The 17,840-nt window shown below is 45.3% G+C and carries 16 protein-coding genes; 11 read left to right on the top strand and 5 right to left on the bottom strand.

The features are described from left to right. The first annotated feature begins 95 nt into the window (after nucleotides 1–95). Nucleotides 96–1,091, top strand: a complete 996-nt coding sequence (locus tag CWC22_RS08360; RefSeq protein WP_125561382.1) for a GlxA family transcriptional regulator — start codon at nucleotides 96–98, stop codon at nucleotides 1,089–1,091. Here CWC22_RS08360 and CWC22_RS08355 read toward each other — a convergent pair whose 3' ends face one another. The 5 genes from CWC22_RS08355 to CWC22_RS08335 form a co-directional block, all read right to left on the bottom strand. After that, nucleotides 1,092–1,568, bottom strand: a complete 477-nt coding sequence (locus CWC22_RS08355; protein WP_125561384.1) for a GreA/GreB family elongation factor — start codon at nucleotides 1,566–1,568, stop codon at nucleotides 1,092–1,094. 77 nt (nucleotides 1,569–1,645) lie between these two features. Next, a complete protein-coding gene (locus tag CWC22_RS08350) occupies nucleotides 1,646–3,556 on the bottom strand; it encodes a hypothetical protein (protein ID WP_138538849.1) in 1,911 nt (636 codons plus the stop codon). A gap of 10 nt (nucleotides 3,557–3,566) precedes the next feature. Next, complete coding sequence (locus CWC22_RS08345) at nucleotides 3,567–4,661, bottom strand: hypothetical protein (RefSeq protein ID WP_125561388.1); 1,095 nt, start codon at nucleotides 4,659–4,661, stop codon at nucleotides 3,567–3,569. A gap of 61 nt (nucleotides 4,662–4,722) precedes the next feature. Further along, nucleotides 4,723–7,764 (bottom strand): hypothetical protein, encoded by a 3,042-nt coding sequence (locus CWC22_RS08340; RefSeq protein ID WP_138538850.1) that lies wholly within the window; start codon nucleotides 7,762–7,764, stop codon nucleotides 4,723–4,725. Between the two features lie 209 nt (nucleotides 7,765–7,973). Continuing rightward, the gene (locus CWC22_RS08335; RefSeq protein ID WP_125561392.1) at nucleotides 7,974–8,684 is read right to left on the bottom strand and encodes a hypothetical protein; all 711 of its coding nucleotides are present in this window, start codon (nucleotides 8,682–8,684) and stop codon (nucleotides 7,974–7,976) included. A 97-nt stretch (nucleotides 8,685–8,781) separates the two neighbouring features. Between CWC22_RS08335 and ccoN the strand changes: the two genes are divergently transcribed. From ccoN to uspE, 10 genes are all read left to right on the top strand, one after another. Beyond that, the gene (gene ccoN, locus CWC22_RS08330) at nucleotides 8,782–10,215 is read left to right on the top strand and encodes a cytochrome-c oxidase, cbb3-type subunit I (protein ID WP_125561394.1); all 1,434 of its coding nucleotides are present in this window, start codon (nucleotides 8,782–8,784) and stop codon (nucleotides 10,213–10,215) included. Nucleotides 10,216–10,227: 12 nt separating this feature from the next. Next, nucleotides 10,228–10,848, top strand: coding sequence for a cytochrome-c oxidase, cbb3-type subunit II (gene ccoO / locus CWC22_RS08325; protein WP_058795135.1), 621 nt, complete (start codon nucleotides 10,228–10,230; stop codon nucleotides 10,846–10,848). A 6-nt stretch (nucleotides 10,849–10,854) separates the two neighbouring features. After that, a complete protein-coding gene (locus CWC22_RS08320; protein ID WP_010373992.1) occupies nucleotides 10,855–11,040 on the top strand; it encodes a cbb3-type cytochrome oxidase subunit 3 in 186 nt (61 codons plus the stop codon). Further along, nucleotides 11,037–12,002 (top strand): cytochrome-c oxidase, cbb3-type subunit III, encoded by a 966-nt coding sequence (gene ccoP, locus CWC22_RS08315; protein WP_125561396.1) that lies wholly within the window; start codon nucleotides 11,037–11,039, stop codon nucleotides 12,000–12,002. Before CWC22_RS08320 ends, ccoP begins: the two co-directional genes overlap by 4 nt. Nucleotides 12,003–12,120: 118 nt before the next feature. Continuing rightward, nucleotides 12,121–12,612, top strand: a complete 492-nt coding sequence (locus CWC22_RS08310; RefSeq protein WP_125561398.1) for a FixH family protein — start codon at nucleotides 12,121–12,123, stop codon at nucleotides 12,610–12,612. Between the two features lie 5 nt (nucleotides 12,613–12,617). Further along, the gene (locus CWC22_RS08305; RefSeq protein ID WP_138538851.1) at nucleotides 12,618–14,993 is read left to right on the top strand and encodes a heavy metal translocating P-type ATPase; all 2,376 of its coding nucleotides are present in this window, start codon (nucleotides 12,618–12,620) and stop codon (nucleotides 14,991–14,993) included. Beyond that, entirely contained in the window at nucleotides 14,990–15,172 is a 183-nt protein-coding gene (gene ccoS, locus CWC22_RS08300; protein ID WP_049865783.1) for a cbb3-type cytochrome oxidase assembly protein CcoS, read from the top strand. The genes CWC22_RS08305 and ccoS overlap by 4 nt, the downstream gene beginning before the upstream one ends. Next, nucleotides 15,150–15,821, top strand: coding sequence for a sulfite exporter TauE/SafE family protein (locus tag CWC22_RS08295; protein WP_138538852.1), 672 nt, complete (start codon nucleotides 15,150–15,152; stop codon nucleotides 15,819–15,821). The genes ccoS and CWC22_RS08295 overlap by 23 nt, the downstream gene beginning before the upstream one ends. Nucleotides 15,822–16,048: 227 nt before the next feature. Further along, nucleotides 16,049–16,777 carry an FNR family transcription factor gene (locus tag CWC22_RS08290; RefSeq protein WP_125561404.1) on the top strand — a complete coding sequence of 243 codons (729 nt, stop codon included), beginning with the start codon at nucleotides 16,049–16,051 and terminating at the stop codon, nucleotides 16,775–16,777. A 100-nt stretch (nucleotides 16,778–16,877) separates the two neighbouring features. Beyond that, a complete protein-coding gene (uspE, locus tag CWC22_RS08285; protein ID WP_125561406.1) occupies nucleotides 16,878–17,801 on the top strand; it encodes a universal stress protein UspE in 924 nt (307 codons plus the stop codon). The last annotated feature ends 39 nt before the right edge of the window (nucleotides 17,802–17,840 follow it).

The following is a 17,840-nucleotide window of genomic DNA, read 5'->3' as shown; positions in this document are numbered from 1 at the left end:
CTAATGAACCGATTTTAGAACGAAGGAAAACATGATACTTTACTTTTTTCGCCACATAACATGCAAATTACGCCACCATTAAGAGGTCGGATGAGATGGGTGCTTATAACCACCGTATTGCTTTCACACTTTATGAGCAAATGCTAATAACCAGCGTAACATTACCCATAGAAATGCTGCGTGCTGGTGAGGCGTTCGCAAGACGCCATTTAGGAAATGAATTTATACCATTGGAAATTGCCTGGCTAAGTGAAACAGGTGAAGCCGTTCATTCATCGATGGGCGTGCCTTTTTTAGCACACGCCAATTTCAGTGCACTCAGTGAGTTCGACTACATCATTACTCCCAGTATTTGGCGTAACCCTCGTCCAGTGTTGAAAAAAAATACCTCATTGGTTTCAAATCTAGCCCTGGCATGGCGCTCTGGTGCCACACTTATTGGTGTCGGCACAGGCGTTTGCTTCTTAGCGGAATCCGGGATCCTCGACGGACACTCAGCAACGACCCACTGGCATTATGCAGATCAATTTAAGCGCAATTATCCCTTAGTTGCCCTGCGCCCTGATTACTTCATTACTCAGTCAGAAAGACTATATACAGTAGCAAGCTTGAACGCGCTGGCAGACGTGATTGTCCACTTTATTGGCCAGTTTTATGGCCAAGAAGCTGCCAATCATGTGCAACAAAACTTCTCTCACGAAGTAAGAAAGCCCTATGAAGAACAAAGGTACCTGGAAGGCGCTGTTGACCGCCATAGTGATGAACAAATTGCCTCAATCCAGTTTTGGTTACGCAACAACAGTGCGAATGAAATAACATTTCCTGAGGTTGCCACTCAATTTGGTATGAGCTATCGCACTTTCAACCGACGCTTTAAAGCCGCAACAGGTCAGACTGCCGCCAACTATTTGCAAACAACCCGCGTGCGTCAGGTTACTGAGTTATTGGCTTCCACCAACCTGAGTATTCAGGAAATAGCGCTGGCATGCGGTTTTAGCTCGCAAGGACAGCTTACCAGGGTGTTCAAAAGTACAATGAATCAAACCCCCAGTCAGTACCGACAAGTGGTCAGAAAAAAGCTCTTTTCATGATCACTGTAACTCTAGTACCTCCAACCATTGAGTCTTACCATTGAAGTTAAACTCAATTTCCTCACCCTGTTCACGCCCTTGGAGGGCCTGACCGACAGGAGAAGCGAGCGTGATCACTCTGACTTCTGAAGTACCCAAAATCACTTTCAGTCCACCTTCACAGGGTCCAACATAAAACCAATGATGCTGATCCTGCTCGTCAACTAACTCTACCAGCGCCCCTACCTGGACAACGCCAGGACGGCTTAACGTATATGTTTGCTCGAACGCCTGAATAGCTCTATGTGCCTGATCGACCCGCTCACTTTGCCCCTCGGCAAGGTAGCCGGACTCAATGCTCAAAGAGTCATACTGAGTTTCCGCCGCACTTTGTTCATGAATTGCATCGGCACGAGCACTGTCTGCTGCCTCTTGTGCCTCCTGGAGCTTGCATTCCAGTGCAAACCTTAAATGTTCAATAACGTGGCTTTTATTCAAGCTGACCCTCTTAAAACCGCAAAAAGGGCCCGCAGGCCCTTCAAATAAAAATATCATTTTAACAGTAATTGACCCCATCAGAACAGGGATTCAAAACTACCATCCGGGAATAATACACCTGGTACCCCTCTTACTGTCTTTACGTCACCGATTTGCTGATCACCGTAATAATATCCACCAGTGAAATTACGCCCTTTTTGTTTAATATCCAGCCAATAGCCGTCCTTACCCTGCGCAACAATATTATTGTTATCTCCAGAGCGACGCACATCAAGTTGCATAACCCTGCCACCAACAAGGTAACTGATTTCAGCTGAGTTCAAATTTGTGAAATTATTAGGATCAGCTGCCAGCTGTAGCTGAAAATCAGAGCCGCCTTTTAGATCAAAGTCAACATGTAACCCGAACGCTAAATCCAGGGCTGTGTCGAACTCATAGGGAGATTGCTCAGCGGCGTATAGAGCGACAGGTGTCACCTGGTTCACAGTTTCAAAATCACCGCGCAAACGTAAGTTAGCAATGATGCTTTCAACCGAATTGCCAGGTGAGCGCACCCGATCTAAATGTAATCTCAGGTCCGCTTTAGTCATCGACGCTGCAGTTTGCAAAGTAACCTCACCTGCAAAATGTGAAGTACCTGTGGCCGTTTGCAGGTTATCTCCATCAATAGAGCCATCAAATAACAAGAAGATATCGTTCAGGTCTGCCTCTAAAGACACATCGCCCTTGCGAACTGATACAACCCCAACACCCACAATACGGTCGCCCAGAATTGGGCTTTTACGCCACTCAGACATAGTTACGTCCATACTGACTTCAAAGCCTCTATTAAAGCCAGTTACTTGCCAGTTAAACAAGGGATCAGTCGTATACACTACATCCAGATCATCAATCTGATAGTTACCTGGCTCAGAGTTGCGAGCTGGAGACACGTTGTCAACAACATTATATACTGCCTCCGCAAGTGCCAAGAACGACTCTTGTACTACATCATCTGAAACAACACTCTCTATTTCACGCAGTTTGGTGTCTAGTTCATCACTGTACTTCTCTTCTTGAAGGCGTACTACCCCCAGAGAATCTCTGAAGTGGTCAAGCAGGTCATTGTTAAATACGGTATCAGAATCTTTTAGCGTCACCATATCCTGTAACTGCAATGCTTCATTGGCAGTCAGCAAAACCTGGTCCACAACACTAGAAAACAGTGTGCTATCCTTTTCGTCTAACAGCGTTTCTATAAAGTACTCGTTGACTTGATCAATATAACTTTGCCAAAGCGTACTGTCGCTGTGCTTATAAGCAAGATCAAAAGCATCAGCCAAAGGCGAGATCTCGTCATCCTGACGGCCCTGAATGTTAAGTTGTCTCATGATATCAGCAGAAGTAAATGCTTGAGCCGCATACTCTGCTTGTAATGACTGATTAATACGACTGTGACTCAAGTGATAAACAGGTGTATTTGTCAAAGACAGTACTGTACTGTCTAGTTGCGAATCGCTCAGCAAGGTTGCATATGAAGAAAAATATAGCTGATTTTGGCCAGCAACCGGTTTCGCCGCAAGAGAATATGACACGTTTGCAGACACCGGTTCGCCGAAATCAATTTCCTCATTGCCATTGAGATCATTTGGGTCATCACGCAGGGCCCGACCACAGCCAAGCTCTCTGGGACAAAATACTTGTTCGGAACTTGGGCTAAACTCAAATTGATACACCACACCTGAATCCAGGGTGATGGTCATTTCGTTCAGATCGTTAACGGTAAACTGCTGTGTTTCCCTTGAGCTTATCTGAGTGACAGACAGGGTCCCCGACGTATCGACAAACTTCGGCACATAGAAGGCCACAGAAGCGGAAGGAACTTGAGTTACATCATGGCCAAACCCTGGCTCTGCATCATCCACGGTTGGGGCCGGGTCACTACTTCCACCACATGCTGACAAAATACCAGTTAACAACAAAGGTAAGATTTTATTGATTTTTTGCACCTTTTACCCCCTAAAATGCCAAGTTAAGAAACCAGTTCAAATTTACATAGTGCGCATCATCAATATTGGGGTTATCCATTTTCACAGATATACCAGCATGACGAGTTTTAATACCTAACTCAAAGGCCTCGCTATGTGTTTCATAGCCACCAAATAACTCCCAGCTTTCTCCAAAGTGGTAAGATACAGTTGCCTGAACAAACGCATCATCAATATACTTGCGCGCTTTAAGTGTGGTAGAGAACTGGTTGTTAATACGGTAATTCACGCCTAAATAGTATCTGGCGTCCCGCTCAAAGGTGTATTCGATTTCTTGATCATAAGCAGAAGTGCGCAATCTGACAGAGGGGGTTGTGTCTATGCCATCTTCTCTCTCGGTGAATGGGATATCCGTGGTAAATCCATTTACAAACCCAGCTCCCTCGTACTTGGTTTCATACATCAGGTCTTTACCAGCTGCCCAAATATCTAAATCCGGCGTAATCTGCCAGCTAAACGTTAGATCAAAACTATAGCCATCTCCTTGCGGATTTTCCGTTGGTGTAAATGACTTAAACAGGATATCTTTCGAAAAGTAGTACTCAGTCTGCAGTTTTCCTTCAATTTCATCCGCAAAAATAGTGCCGTCGACCACTGCGTCTTGAAAGTGCGTACTTTGAAAATAGGTAAACTTTGGCGTAATCACTAAACTCTCATCCAGCAACGTGAAATCGTAGCTTAGAAAAACCCCGTTGGTTGTCGCCTGCTTACCTCTCAGATAATAGCGATAATTACGACGTTCAAATGGCAGATCATTTTTTTCTGTATGCGTATAACGGGCCGTATCGGGATCAAATGCAAGTAAATAATCAAAGCGGCTCTGCGCCCCAATACCAAACCCCTTGTATTTCATGCCTAACTCAAACACATTGTAAGTAAAGGCGCTGTCACCATCTGTCAGAGGCTTGTCAAAATCATCAACAAACGCCTTAACAGGTTGCGCTTCCGTGTATATCTCACTATGAAACTGGTGAATCAACTGTATGTCATTAGATGCTGACAGCGCCGCCTGAGACACAGGTAGACAGCACAGAGAAAGTAGAGGTGTAATTTTTTTTAATGTCATAAACTTAACTTCTAAAAAAAAGGGGAAAGGTAACCCTTTCCCCTTTTCAAATTGACTTACATTAGTTGTTTGACTGACCGATAAAGTCAATATCCGTATAGTCGATTGACAGACCAGTAAAGTAATCAACACGGAAACCGTTTGTAATTTCCTCTACGCTACCTACGCCAACAGACTGCTCGGTATCGTTGAATAGTGAAACACTGCCGCGCAATGGGCCAGCTTCATCGATTAGACCAACTCTAAAGACATAACCATTAAAATTGTCAATCGAGACTTCAGCCATACCAAGGTCGTCGTTGTTATCCTCATTACGAATATCGAAATGCGCAGTAAACTCAGTACCCTCACTATCACCCTTGAGCACAATTGAAGCCAGTTCAATTGAATCGTCAACAAATAGTGGAGCTGGGTTACCTTGCTGGTCAACCGCAGTCAGCTCTGAATGGAAGTATCCGCTAAAGCCATACTGGCCATCAACAAATTCGACCAAGTTGAACGTTTTGCCACGAGAAATATCAAAGTCTCGCGCATCTTCTACACTCTGAATGCTGCCATCAACGTTAAGCACCAAACAAGATGCATTTGGCATGTCAATAGAATCTATCGCCCAGCGCTCACATTCAGCCAGATCCGGAGACTGGATCTCAACTTTCTGACCAGAATCAGCTACCAAATTGCCAGACCAGGTGAAAATTATTTTACTCTGTGCGCCAGAGTTAACCTGACCATTCGCGACAATCTTCTCGTCACCTTCGGTATTTTCCAGATTCAGAGCATATGTATTTGTGTCATAGCTGTATTTCCATTCAGGGAAACCAGGCGCTGTGCCACTATGTTCACCAGAATCTAATCCCGAATCCCAGATATCTTTCATTACATCATAGATAACTTCGCCCGCATTAAATGTGGCATCAGCACCCTCTCTGGTTACAAAACTGATCTTAACCAGTTTGTCCGTGCCCTGCATGGCCAGCGCTGTGATTCTGTAGTCTTCAATTTGTAGCGCAGTGTTTCCTTGCAGTACGGAAATTTCAAGAAGCGCTTCACTGATCAACTCATTCGACTCATTGATTGCGAGGTCAGCCGCATCCGTTGACGCGTTTTCGTTTTGAGCAATAGTTTTATAGGTGTTAGCCAGCTCCAGTGACGCTTTTGCAGCTGTTTCTGCTGCCTGGTAAGCAGCAATAGTGTCTTGTAAGCTAGTCTGGGTTTTTTCCACTTCGCTCAACGCAGCTTCAGCGGAAGCTTGATCTGTAATTGCTGCGACAGCAGTCATCGCGGTCTGGAATTGGACTTCCATCTCGCCTTTCTTAGCAATTGCGGCTTCCTTACTTTCCTTCGCTGCTAACAGGCTTTCATCCGACGCTTGCTTAGCAACATCGAGCGTGGCACCAAATTCCGCGATTTTCTCATTGGCCGCAGTCAATTCAGCAGTTATTTGAGCACCCAGTTGGTCTTTTTGAGCAACCAACGTAGTGACTTGCGTTAACAGCTCTCCTGCTTGTGTCAGCGTAGGTTGATACTCGGCATCTAATATCACTAATCCCGAAGCAGCAGATACCAGTTGCTCAGCACCAGAGAGCTCACGGACCAGCAACTTACCCAGGTTATCGCCTTCTACGTCTGTTGAAACCGCAGCGGTATATTGTGTATCCAGGACAACCGCAGCACTGCCATAGGCTACCGCTTTCTCTTTAGTATCTGTATCAGCTGCCAGGGCTTTAACAGCAGCCAATGACGCAGCAAATTCGTTCAACTGAGCATCACTACCAGTAAGCGTTTGTTTACCTGCCTCAATACTTGCTAACAATGACGCATTCAAGCTTTCCAGAGAAGTGTCACCGTTACCCAAGTCATCAAGTTGGTCAACGACTTTATCCGAATCATCTTGGAGTTGTTCATCTGACGTAGCACCATTTTTAACAGCCTTATCTTTGGCCGCTTTCGCATCAGCCGCAACCTGATCGACATCAGACTCATCCACACCTGCTTCAATTAGTGCTGTTTTAATTGCTTCTTCATCACCGGAAACAATCGCGTTCAGAACTTTACCCGCTTTCTGTGTTTCAGTTTTTAGTTTTGAGAAAATCTGGCTATCGCCCAGGTTACCCTGTTCAACATCACCAGTTAGTTCAGCTAATACGTCCGCAACGGTTCTGCTTTCTTTACCAGCCAGAGATTGCAGTGAAGACGCAACCTGTACCAACACGAGCGCACCGGCGTCAAGCTTTTCTGTCCCATCGACATCAGTAAAGTCAATCACACCACCCAGTGATAAATCACTGGCCAGTGTAGCAACTAAAGAAAGGTCACCCACAAGCTGGCCAATTACCTGAATGCTCGCTTGCCCAACAGCAGCTGCGTCAATAGCTGATTCTCCAGCAAGCAAAATTCGCGCTGCGGTTGATGTAAATACCGACAAATTCGCTTTGTAAGAACCATCGTCACCATCTGCATAGGATGGACCTCTTTTGGCCGACGCAGAACTGGCCGCAGCGTTCGCGGAAATCAGCTTAACAACAGACAGTTCGATATCATCTTTGTACCATTCGCCAAAGTCGACCTTGCCATTGTCATTAAAGACGGAGCCGTCATCCACTTTTATCGCAGTACCTACACCACATCCAGCAAACGCATCACACTTAACCAATGCATCGCCGTCTTTGGTTGTCTTAACAGTGATGTATAAAGGTCCAGAAAACTCTTCGTCAACAAAGATCTCGTACAAGCCTTGTGCTGATGTTTTCAACTCTGCTGGGTTACCGCTGATTAATTTTGCCTCAGCTTTTGCTTTGGCTTCACTCTCGCTTTCAGCTTTTTCTGTCGCAGACTCTTCGCCTGCGGCTGTTCGATAAGCCAAATCAACCATATTGCCTTGCGCGTCTACAGTCTTAACACTGACCATAGCGCCACTAAGAGTTCCCTTAACGGCTTTACCAGATACTGAAACGTTAAAATTAGCATCAACAGTACTTTCGACTTCGGAGGGAGCTGGGGGAGGATTGACAATCGGGTCGTTATCATCACTATCAAATAAGCTACAGCCAGTAAGGCCAAGGCTTAATGCAATGGTGGATGCCACTGGAGTAAATTTATTCATGCGCTTTGCCACTAGAGGTCTCCTTAAATAGCTTGCGTGTTTTTCTTTATTTATTTGCCTATGCGAATGTTTTTGTCAAACGAGACTCTTAAGCTAATTTGGGTACTTTAGACCATCAATATACTCAATACTCTTAACAAAGTCATTGCAAAACACACTTCTTTGTAAACAAATATAAAACGCAAAGGTGAACTTTTCCAACATTGATTTCATTCTTGCGTAGTATAAAGACTGAATGTGACATTTCTGACATATTCAACCTCCCCCGTCAAATCTGCTAGTTCGACTGTCAAACGCCACTCCATTACAGGTTCACTGCAAGCGCCTACCATCACCTCTGCTGACCAAAATTCAGCTTGCTGATGCGTAAAAAAAACAGGGATGGTACCCATGTACATTTGAGTGCCTTCCAACCAAGCAGACCGTACCTTTAAATCGGACGAACTGAGAGCCAGAGACAAGTTAAAAGGGGTTTCTGGATGTAATTTTTTGCCTGAACTCCAAAGTGCCTCATCACCATTTTTACATGGTGATGAGGCAACACAGTTCAAGGAAGTTTGCGAACTTTCACTATTTTCTGAACTTTCATGTATAATGGTACTTGGGTCTGAACAGGCCGTCAGGAAAGTGGCTAAAAAAACACCGGGTAGTGTGCAAAATTTCTGCATAATGCTTAGTGTGTGACATCTTGAAAAGACATTCAGTTTATGTGGAATAGCTCTTTTCAGCCAGCCTTTGGCGTTAAGTTTTGCAATTTGTTTTGATATTGCGCAATTCGCGTACTCATTAAGCAAATGACTCGTACAAAGTTTGATTGATGTCATTATTTTAGGTGTTTGTAGTATCTTTTCGTTTGCAAAAAAATTATTATTTCCTTGCAAAAATAAGGGTTTCTCAAGCTGGTGAGAGTTTTGTTCCACGGGATGTAACTCAAACGGGTTTGTTGAAATAAAAAAACAGGGCCTGTATTACAGGTTAATCATTTCTAATCGCATTAATTGCAGCGGAATCCGGAAAATGAGCCAAACAGTAGCATCACAAACTGAGTACAATTATAAGGTTGTACGCCAATTCGCTATAATGACAGTGATTTGGGGCATCGTTGGCATGGGTGTAGGTGTATTTATCGCGGCGCAACTTGCGTGGCCTGCGTTAAACTTCGACATTCCATGGTTAACTTACTCTCGACTTCGTCCGTTACACACGAACGCAGTAATCTTCGCATTTGGTACTAGTGCACTTTTCGCAACATCTTACTATGTTGTACAGCGTACGTGTCAGACGCGTTTATTCTCCGATAAGCTAGCCGCTTTCACTTTCTGGGGCTGGCAAGCAATCATTCTTGCAGCAGCTATCACGCTGCCACTGGGTATCACATCTTCTAAAGAATATGCTGAACTTGAGTGGCCAATCGATATTGCAATCGCTGTAGTTTGGGTAACGTATGCTGTTGTTTTCTTCGGCACGCTGATCAAGCGTAAAGTGTCACACATTTACGTTGCGAACTGGTTCTACGCGGGCTTCATTATTACTGTTGCAGTACTGCACATTGTAAACAGCATGGCTGTACCTGTATCTCTTACCAAGTCATATTCTATTTATGCGGGTGCGGTAGATGCTATGGTTCAGTGGTGGTACGGTCACAACGCGGTAGGTTTCCTTCTAACCGCAGGCTTCCTGGGTATGATGTACTACTTCGTGCCTAAGCAAGCAGGTCGTCCTGTTTACTCTTATCGTTTATCAGTAGTTCACTTCTGGGCACTGGTTTCTCTATATATCTGGGCAGGCCCTCACCACTTACACTACACCGCGCTACCTGATTGGACTCAGTCTCTGGGCATGGTAATGTCTGTGATCCTGTTCGTTCCTTCTTGGGGTGGTATGATCAATGGTATTATGACTCTGTCTGGTGCCTGGCATAAACTACGTACCGACCCGGTACTTCGCTTCTTGGTTGTTTCTCTGTCTTTCTACGGTATGTCTACCTTCGAAGGCCCAATGATGGCAATCAAATCCGTAAACGCGCTATCACATTATACTGACTGGACAGTCGGCCACGTGCACTCTGGTGCGCTAGGTTGGGTAGCAATGATCTCTATTGGTGCTATTTATCACCTGATCCCTGCACTATTTGGTCACGCCAACATGTACAGCGTTAAACTGGTTAACACCCACTTCTGGCTACACACAGTCGGTGTTGTTCTGTATATCGTTGCAATGTGGATCTCTGGTGTTATGCAAGGTCTGATGTGGCGTGCAGTTAACTCTGACGGTACTTTAATGTACAGCTTCGTACAGTCTCTTGAAGCGTCTAAGCCTTTCTACATCATGCGATTCCTGGGCGGTGTATTTATCGTGATTGGTATGCTGGTAATGGCTTACAACGTGTACCGTACTGTAGCAGCTAAGAGTGGCTCTTTGACCACCGACGCTAACACACAAATGGCTTAAGGGGTGTCGAGTATGAGCAATAATAACTCTTCAAACAAACATGAAATCGTCGAAAAGAACGTTGGCCTGATGGCTATCCTGACGGTTTTTGCCATCAGCTTCGGTGCCCTCGTTGAGATTACCCCACTGATGTTCCAAAAAGACACCACTCAGCCTGTTGATGGTTTACGCCCTCTAACAGCGTTGGAAATGGAAGGTCGTGATATCTACGTACGTGAAGGTTGCTACAACTGCCACTCGCAAATGATCCGTCCTTTCCGTGACGAAGTTGAGCGTTACGGCCACTATTCTGTAGCTGGTGAATCAGTTTGGGATCACCCGTTCCAGTGGGGCTCTAAGCGTACAGGTCCAGACCTCGCGCGCGTAGGTCAGCGTTACTCAGATGACTGGCACTTTGCGCACCTGATGGACCCTCGCTCTGTGGTACCTGAGTCAAATATGCCTGGCTACCCTTGGCTCAATGAGAATGTATTGGACGGTCAATTAACCGCTAAGAAACTTGAAGTGTTCCGTAACTTTGGTGTGCCATACACCGACGAGGACATTCAAGGTGCTGAAGCCGCAGTAAAGGGCAAAACCGAAATGGAAGCCCTGATTGCTTACCTTCAGCAACTTGGCACACATTTGAAGTAATTTGTTATGGATTACGGCACATACAGAGGCATTTTGACTCTGGTAATTTTAGTACTGTTCATAGTGATTGTTGTGTGGGCATACAGCAAGCGTAGCAAACGTCGTTTTGATGACGCTGCCAATGCCATTTTTGAAGATGAAAAAAAACACAATAACACAATCTCAAACGAGGAAAAGGAGTCTGAAAAATGACTAGCTTTTGGAGTATTTGGGTCATTGTATTGACCTTGGCGTGTCTGGCTCTGATCTTTGGCTTGCTGCTTTGGAACCTGAAAAACTATGCAGGTGTTGAAGAAGGCGAAAGCTGTGGTCACGAGTTTGACGGAATCGAAGAACTAAACAACCCACTACCAAAGTGGTGGACTTACATGTTCTTCGCAACATTTATCTGGTCTGTTTACTATCTTGCTGCTTACCCAGGTTTAGGTAACTTTGCAGGCTTTTTGAACTGGACAAGCTCTAACCAGGGCGTAACGTCTCTCGAGGAGTCTAAAAAAGCAATTGAAGAAGCCAAAGCAAACGGTCACTGGGTTCAACTTGATAAAGAGTTTGAAGCTGCTGACGAACGTTTTGGTCCTATCTTCAAAGCATTTGCTGAGCAAGACATCGAAACACTGGCAAAAGATCAAAAAGCACTTGAAATTGGTCAACGTTTGTTCGCGCAAAACTGTGCACAGTGTCATGGTTCAGATGCTCGTGGTGCAATGGGCTTCCCTAACCTGGCAGACAATGACTGGTTGTACGGCGGTACACCTGACAAGATCAAAGAAACACTACTGCAAGGTCGTGTTGCTGCGATGCCAGGTTGGCAGGATGCACTGGGTGACCAGGGCATTAAAGAAATGACTGCATATGTACTGAGTTTGTCTGGCCGTAAAGTAAACCAAAAAGATGCTGATGCTGGTAAAGCGAAGTTCGCAATGTGTGCGGCTTGTCACGGTATGGACGGTAAGGGCTCTGTCGCTCACAACCTGCCATTTGGTGCGCCTGACCTGACCGATAACATCTGGTTGTACGGTGGTTCTCAACGTGCTGTTGAAGAAACACTGCGTCATGGCCGTGCTGGTGTAATGCCAGCTTGGAAAGACATTCTGGGTGAAGACAAAGTACACCTGCTTACAGCCTATGTGTACAGCCTCTCTCAGGAGAAATAATCGAATAGATTATAAGTTTATTTAAGATCAAAAAAGCCTCCAATCGGAGGCTTTTTTTTAGGTATTTAACCCCAAATAAGATAGAATATTGCCACTGAAATTAAGCTGTTGAGTCGTTATGAACCCTACTCCCTGGTATAAGAATTTTTGGCCTTGGTTTTTAATGTTTTTTCCGCTGGTTACCATTATTGCCTGCGTTTTTTTAGTGATTTTTGCCGTCGGTAATGGTCCCGACATGGTGGTCGACGACTACTATAAAAAAGGTAAAGCCATTAACCTTGAACTCAGCAAGTTCGATAAAGCTAAAGCTTTGTATTTACATGGTGATCTTGATGTCACTGAAGAAAGAATAAGCTTTACGTTCACCAAAGGTGATCACAGTAAAGTAAATGCATTGAAGGCATCTTTTTACCACCGCACAGTCAAGAAGTATGACTTTGAAGTGACCCTGCTTGCTAATGCTGCTGGTGAATTCACCGCCATTCTGGATGAGCCACATCGTGGCGCGTTTACTGTTTTTCTGGAACCTATGGACCAAAGCTGGAAGCTCAAAGAAAAACTGCAATTACCCACCACTCAGAAAGTCGCCATTTCCCCAGAATATAAGTAGACACTATGACAACCAGTTGTTTTCATTGTCTGGAGCCCGTACCGCCGGGGTTTTCTGCTCACGTAAAATTTGAAGGCCAGCCGCAGCCTGTCTGCTGCACTGGCTGTCAGGCGGTCGCCGAAACCATTCTAGCTCAGGGCATGAGCGACTATTATAAATTTCGAACCGACAGTGCGGGCAAAGTCGAAGAGCTGGTCCCGGAACAATTAAAAGAGCTGTTGAGTTATGACAATGCTGAAATTCAGCAAGACTTTGTCAGTCAGCAAGGCGAGCTGCAGGAAGTATTACTCAGTGTTGAAGGTATTAGCTGTGCCGCCTGCGCCTGGTTAATTGAAAAACAATTACTTGGACTTAAAGGTGTTGCGCGGGTTGACGTTAACACATCAACGCACAGAGCCATGATCTTGTGGCACCCACAGCAGTATAAACTGAGCGAGATTATTAAATCACTGCACCAAATTGGCTACAAGGCCTACCCTTTTCAGGCCGACGATGAAGCCGCACAAAAGCAAACCGTCGCTAAAGCCTATTTACGCCGGCTAGGTGTTGCGGGCCTCATGACCATGCAAGTCATGATGTTTGCGTTTGCCATGTACTTTGGCATGTTTTCCGGCATGGAAGACAATTTCGAACAGTATTTTCGATGGATCAGTTTATTTTTAGCCTCTCCGGTGATCCTCTACTCGGCCATGCCATTTTTGACCAATGCCATTAAAGGGCTCAAAGCCAAACAGCTTAATATGGATCTCCCCGTCTCACTGGCCATCTTTGGTGCATACGCTGCAAGCTGCTATGCCACAGTGATGTCTGTGGGAGAAGTCTACTTTGAATCCATTTGTATGTTCACCTTTTTGCTTTTACTCGGTAAATATCTGGAGTTTCGGGCCAGGCTGAAGGCCAGTGAATTTACTGCTAACTTGCAAAAACTGTTACCGCTGACCGCGCGTAAATTATTGCCCAATGGCGAGCAAAAAATCGTTGCTGCGAAAAGCTTGCAACTGAGCGATCAGATTATGATCAAGCCTGGTGAAACCATCCCGGCCGATGGCGTATTAATCTCAGGCTCTACAACCGTTGACGAATCTATGATGACGGGTGAACACTTACCCGTGAAAAAATACCAAACTCATCAGGTCTATGCCGGCACCATCAATCATGATGGCGTGATCACCATTGAAATCAACAAAGTAGGTCAAAATACACTACTTAATCAAATCATTAAGCTGCAACACAACGCTCTGACAAAGCGCCCCAAAATCGTCGAAGTCACAGATAAAGTGGCGCAGTGGTTTGTCGCCTGCTTATTGATTTTCGCCTCTATTACTGCGGTTGCCTGGTACCAAATAGACCCACCCCATGCATTTTGGGTGACCATTTCTGTGTTAGTTGCAACTTGCCCATGTGCACTCAGTTTGGCAATTCCGACAGCACTCACATGTGCCGTCGCAACGCTTACCCGTAAAGGGATCCTAATCAAAGAAAGCCATGTACTCGAAACTGTGCCTAAGCTGACTAGAATGGCGTTTGACAAAACCGGTACCCTCACCGAAGGTCGTTTCTCTATCGAATCCATCAGCATACTTGACAAAAGCTGGCAGGAGTCCGATGTAATGGCGCTGGCCGTTGCTCTGGAGCGTTATTCCGAGCATCCAATCGCGAAAGCATTTACCGAACAGCTAGTGTCTCCAAGGCAGCTAAGTGACGTTGAAGTCGTCACGGGGAGCGGTGTAAAGGCCCTATTTAATCAACAACCTGTCGCTATCGGTAAATCCGCCTGGTTTGGCAATCACAGCTCTTTTGCTCAAGCAACTTTGTTTGTGGATGGCCAGCCAGTCGCTGATTTCTACCTGGCAGATAAAGTTCGACATAGCGCGCCTGAGATAATTCATTATGCCCAGGGCCAGGGCCTGAGCTGCCACCTACTTAGCGGTGATAGCTCAAATGCTGTAAAAGACCTGGCTTTGGAACTGGGGTTAGATACTTATAAAAATGCTTGCTCGCCACAAGATAAGCAGCGCCAAGTCGAATCCTGGTCCGCACAGCAGCATATTGTTGGCATGGTTGGCGATGGTGTAAATGATAGCCCGGTATTTAACAGCGCACACTTATCCATCGCGATGGAAACCGGCGCTGATATTTCGAAAAATACCGCCGATGTAGTGCTCCTAAACAGCGATCTTAAGTCATTGCAAACACTGCATCAGGTCGCTAAAAAAACCAAAACAGTGATAAAACAAAACCTCACTTTGTCACTTTGTTATAATGGTTCAATCTTGCCGCTCGCTGCGATGGGATTAGTGCCCCCTTGGGTGGCTGTCATAGGTATGTCTGCGAGCTCGATTCTGGTGATCACTAACTCTTTGAGGTTACTGAAACTATGAGTATTATTTATATCCTTATTCCCATCGCGATTTTATTTGTCATCATCGCAATCGGGGTCTTTTTTTGGGCCGTCAAAAGTGAGCAGTTTTCTGATCTGAATAAGCAAGGCCACAGCATTCTGTTCGAAGACGATAAAGAGCAACACAACAAAAGTAATGACCGAGATAAGTCTATTTAGCGCCTTTATCATGGGCCTGGTTGGTAGCGGCCATTGTTTAGTCATGTGCGGTGGAATTGCATCAAGCCTGCAACTCGCCCAGACCAAACAGTCGCCCTTTGTGACGGCACTACTATACAACCTGGGAAGACTAGGTAGCTACATGGTGGCCGGAGCACTGGTTGCAGGGCTAGGTGCCGCATTTGCCAAGCAAAGCACGTTATTTGCAAATATGCTGAATGTACTTAGCGGTATTTTTATGCTGCTGGTTGGTATTTATGTCATGCGCCTGGCTGCCACCCTTAACTGGCTGGAAAAAGCTGGTAAATGGCTGCTTTGGCAACGCCTTGTTCGGCTCAACAAGTATTTGCTCCCGATAGACAGAAAAACCAAAGCATTAGCTTATGGTGCACTATGGGGCTGGCTCCCCTGTGGGCTAGTCTATTCTGCCCTGACCTGGAGCCTGCAAGCAAACAGTAGTTTAAGTGGCGCACTCATCATGGCGGCCTTTGCACTTGGCACTTTTCCGGCCATGCTAGCGGTGGGACAATCCGCTCAAATGCTCAGCACGTTTTTAAATCATAAAGCGACACGGATTGCGTTAGGCAATATTTTTATTTGGTATGGCTTTTATCTACTAATCATTGCAACGGATAAACTAGTACATTAATCTAGAGCCAGTAATACTATTAGATGAGAGTCATCTATGCTGGTCGGAGAATGGGAGTTTTTTGACCTAAAATGATCAAGACGCGGTTTGGTTCTTCAATGTTTAGAACCAAAACCCCGACTAATAGATGGTATATCTGGGCACCAGATATCGCAAAGTTCAAGTATTAAAATATGACCACATCTAATAGAATATCATTAACGTGCGTCATAGATAACGGATTTGTTATGGATTTAAGTAATCGTTCAAAAAGTCAATGTACTATCAGCTGCAATAACTGCAGTATCAGCCAACTGTGCCTGCCCTTTTCTCTAAATGGTAACGAAATGGACAAGCTGGATGAAATCATCGAGCGTAAAAAACCCCTTCACAAAGGGGACTTTTTGTTCGAGTCCGGTAGCGAACTCAACTCAATTTTTGCTGTACGCTCCGGGTCGTTTAAATCCTACACTATTTCAGAACAAGGTGACGAGCAGATTACAGGATTCCACCTGGCTGGTGACTTAGTGGGTTTTGATGCCATCAATAAGATGCAGCATCAGAGTTTTGCACAAGCTCTGGAAACCTCCATGGTGTGTGAAATCCCCTTTGACACTCTAGATGAGCTGGCTGGCAAACTGCCAAAACTCAGACAACAAATCATGCGGTTAATGAGCAGCGAGATCAACTATGATCAAGAAATGCTGCTGTTGCTCAACAAAAAAACCGCTGAAGAGCGCCTTGCAACCTTCATCTACAACCTGTCTAATCGTTTCGGCGAGCGTGGTTTCTCTCGCAAAGAGTTCCGTTTCACCATGACACGAGGCGAAATTGGTAATTACTTAGGGCTGACCGTTGAAACCATTAGCCGACTGTTAAGTCGCTTCCAAAAGGCAGAGATCATCAAAGTTGAGGGCAAATTCATCACGATTCTGGATATTGATGAACTGGCGAAAGCCGCAGCAATTTCTCTTTGATCTGAGGCAATTTACGGCTCACTTTTTCTTTATCCCGAGACGATTTCGATTACACTGTAAACAGAGTTGAAATCGTCCGTGCAAGATTAAGGAGTCCATTATGGAACAAATCAAACGCATTCTCACTGTCATAGACCCGACCAAACAGCAACAGAACAGCCTGGATCGTTCTATCAGTCTGGCGCAAAAAACAGGTGCCAAAATCACCGCCTTTTTATCAATTTATGACTTCTCTTATGAGATGACGACGATGTTATCGCGAGAAGAGCGTGAAGCGATGAGAGAAGCCGTGATTAAAGATCGCGAGGCCTGGATCTCAGAGCTCACCAGTGGCTATCAAAATATTGATATAGAGACCAAAGTGGTGTGGCATAACCGGCCCTATGAAGCCATCATCAAAACGGTACTCGAGCACGAGTTTGATCTCGTTATTAAAGCCACCCATCAACATGACACACTTAAGTCTGTCATTTTCACACCAACAGACTGGCACCTGATCAGAAAATGCCCGGCTCCTGTGTTACTGGTCAAAGATCATGCCTGGCCAGAAAAAGGTGAAATACTTGCAGCGGTCAATGCAGTGAGTGATGACGAGCAACATCAGGCGCTCAATCACCGTATAATCAAAGATGCACAGTTCTTATGTGACCTGGCTAACGCCTCTTTAAGCCTGGTCAACACCTACCCCGCAACCCCAGTGAATATTGCCATTGAGATACCTGAATTTAATCCGTCTCAATATAATGAGGCTGTCAAAAAGCATCACGAAGAGGAAACCTGGGCGCTGGCAAAACGTTTTGGATTGAGCGACTCACAGTGTGTGATAAAAGAGGGGCTTCCTGAGGATGTGATCCCCCATATCGCGAAAGAGAAAAATACCGAACTGGTTGTGATCGGTACCGTCGGACGAACGGGTCTAAGTGCAGCACTCGTAGGTAATACCGCAGAACACGTGATTGACAGCCTGGACTGTGACGTCCTGGCACTGAAACCGGATGGTTACACAAGCCCACTCGCACAATAAATCAATCACTCAGATCGGCACGGAGTCATGTGCCGGTCC

It is taken from the genome of Pseudoalteromonas rubra, from assembly GCF_005886805.2.
Lineage (GTDB): Bacteria > Pseudomonadota > Gammaproteobacteria > Enterobacterales > Alteromonadaceae > Pseudoalteromonas > Pseudoalteromonas rubra_D.
Note: the sequence above shows the minus strand (reverse complement) of the source record. Positions and strands in the feature narration are given on the sequence as shown.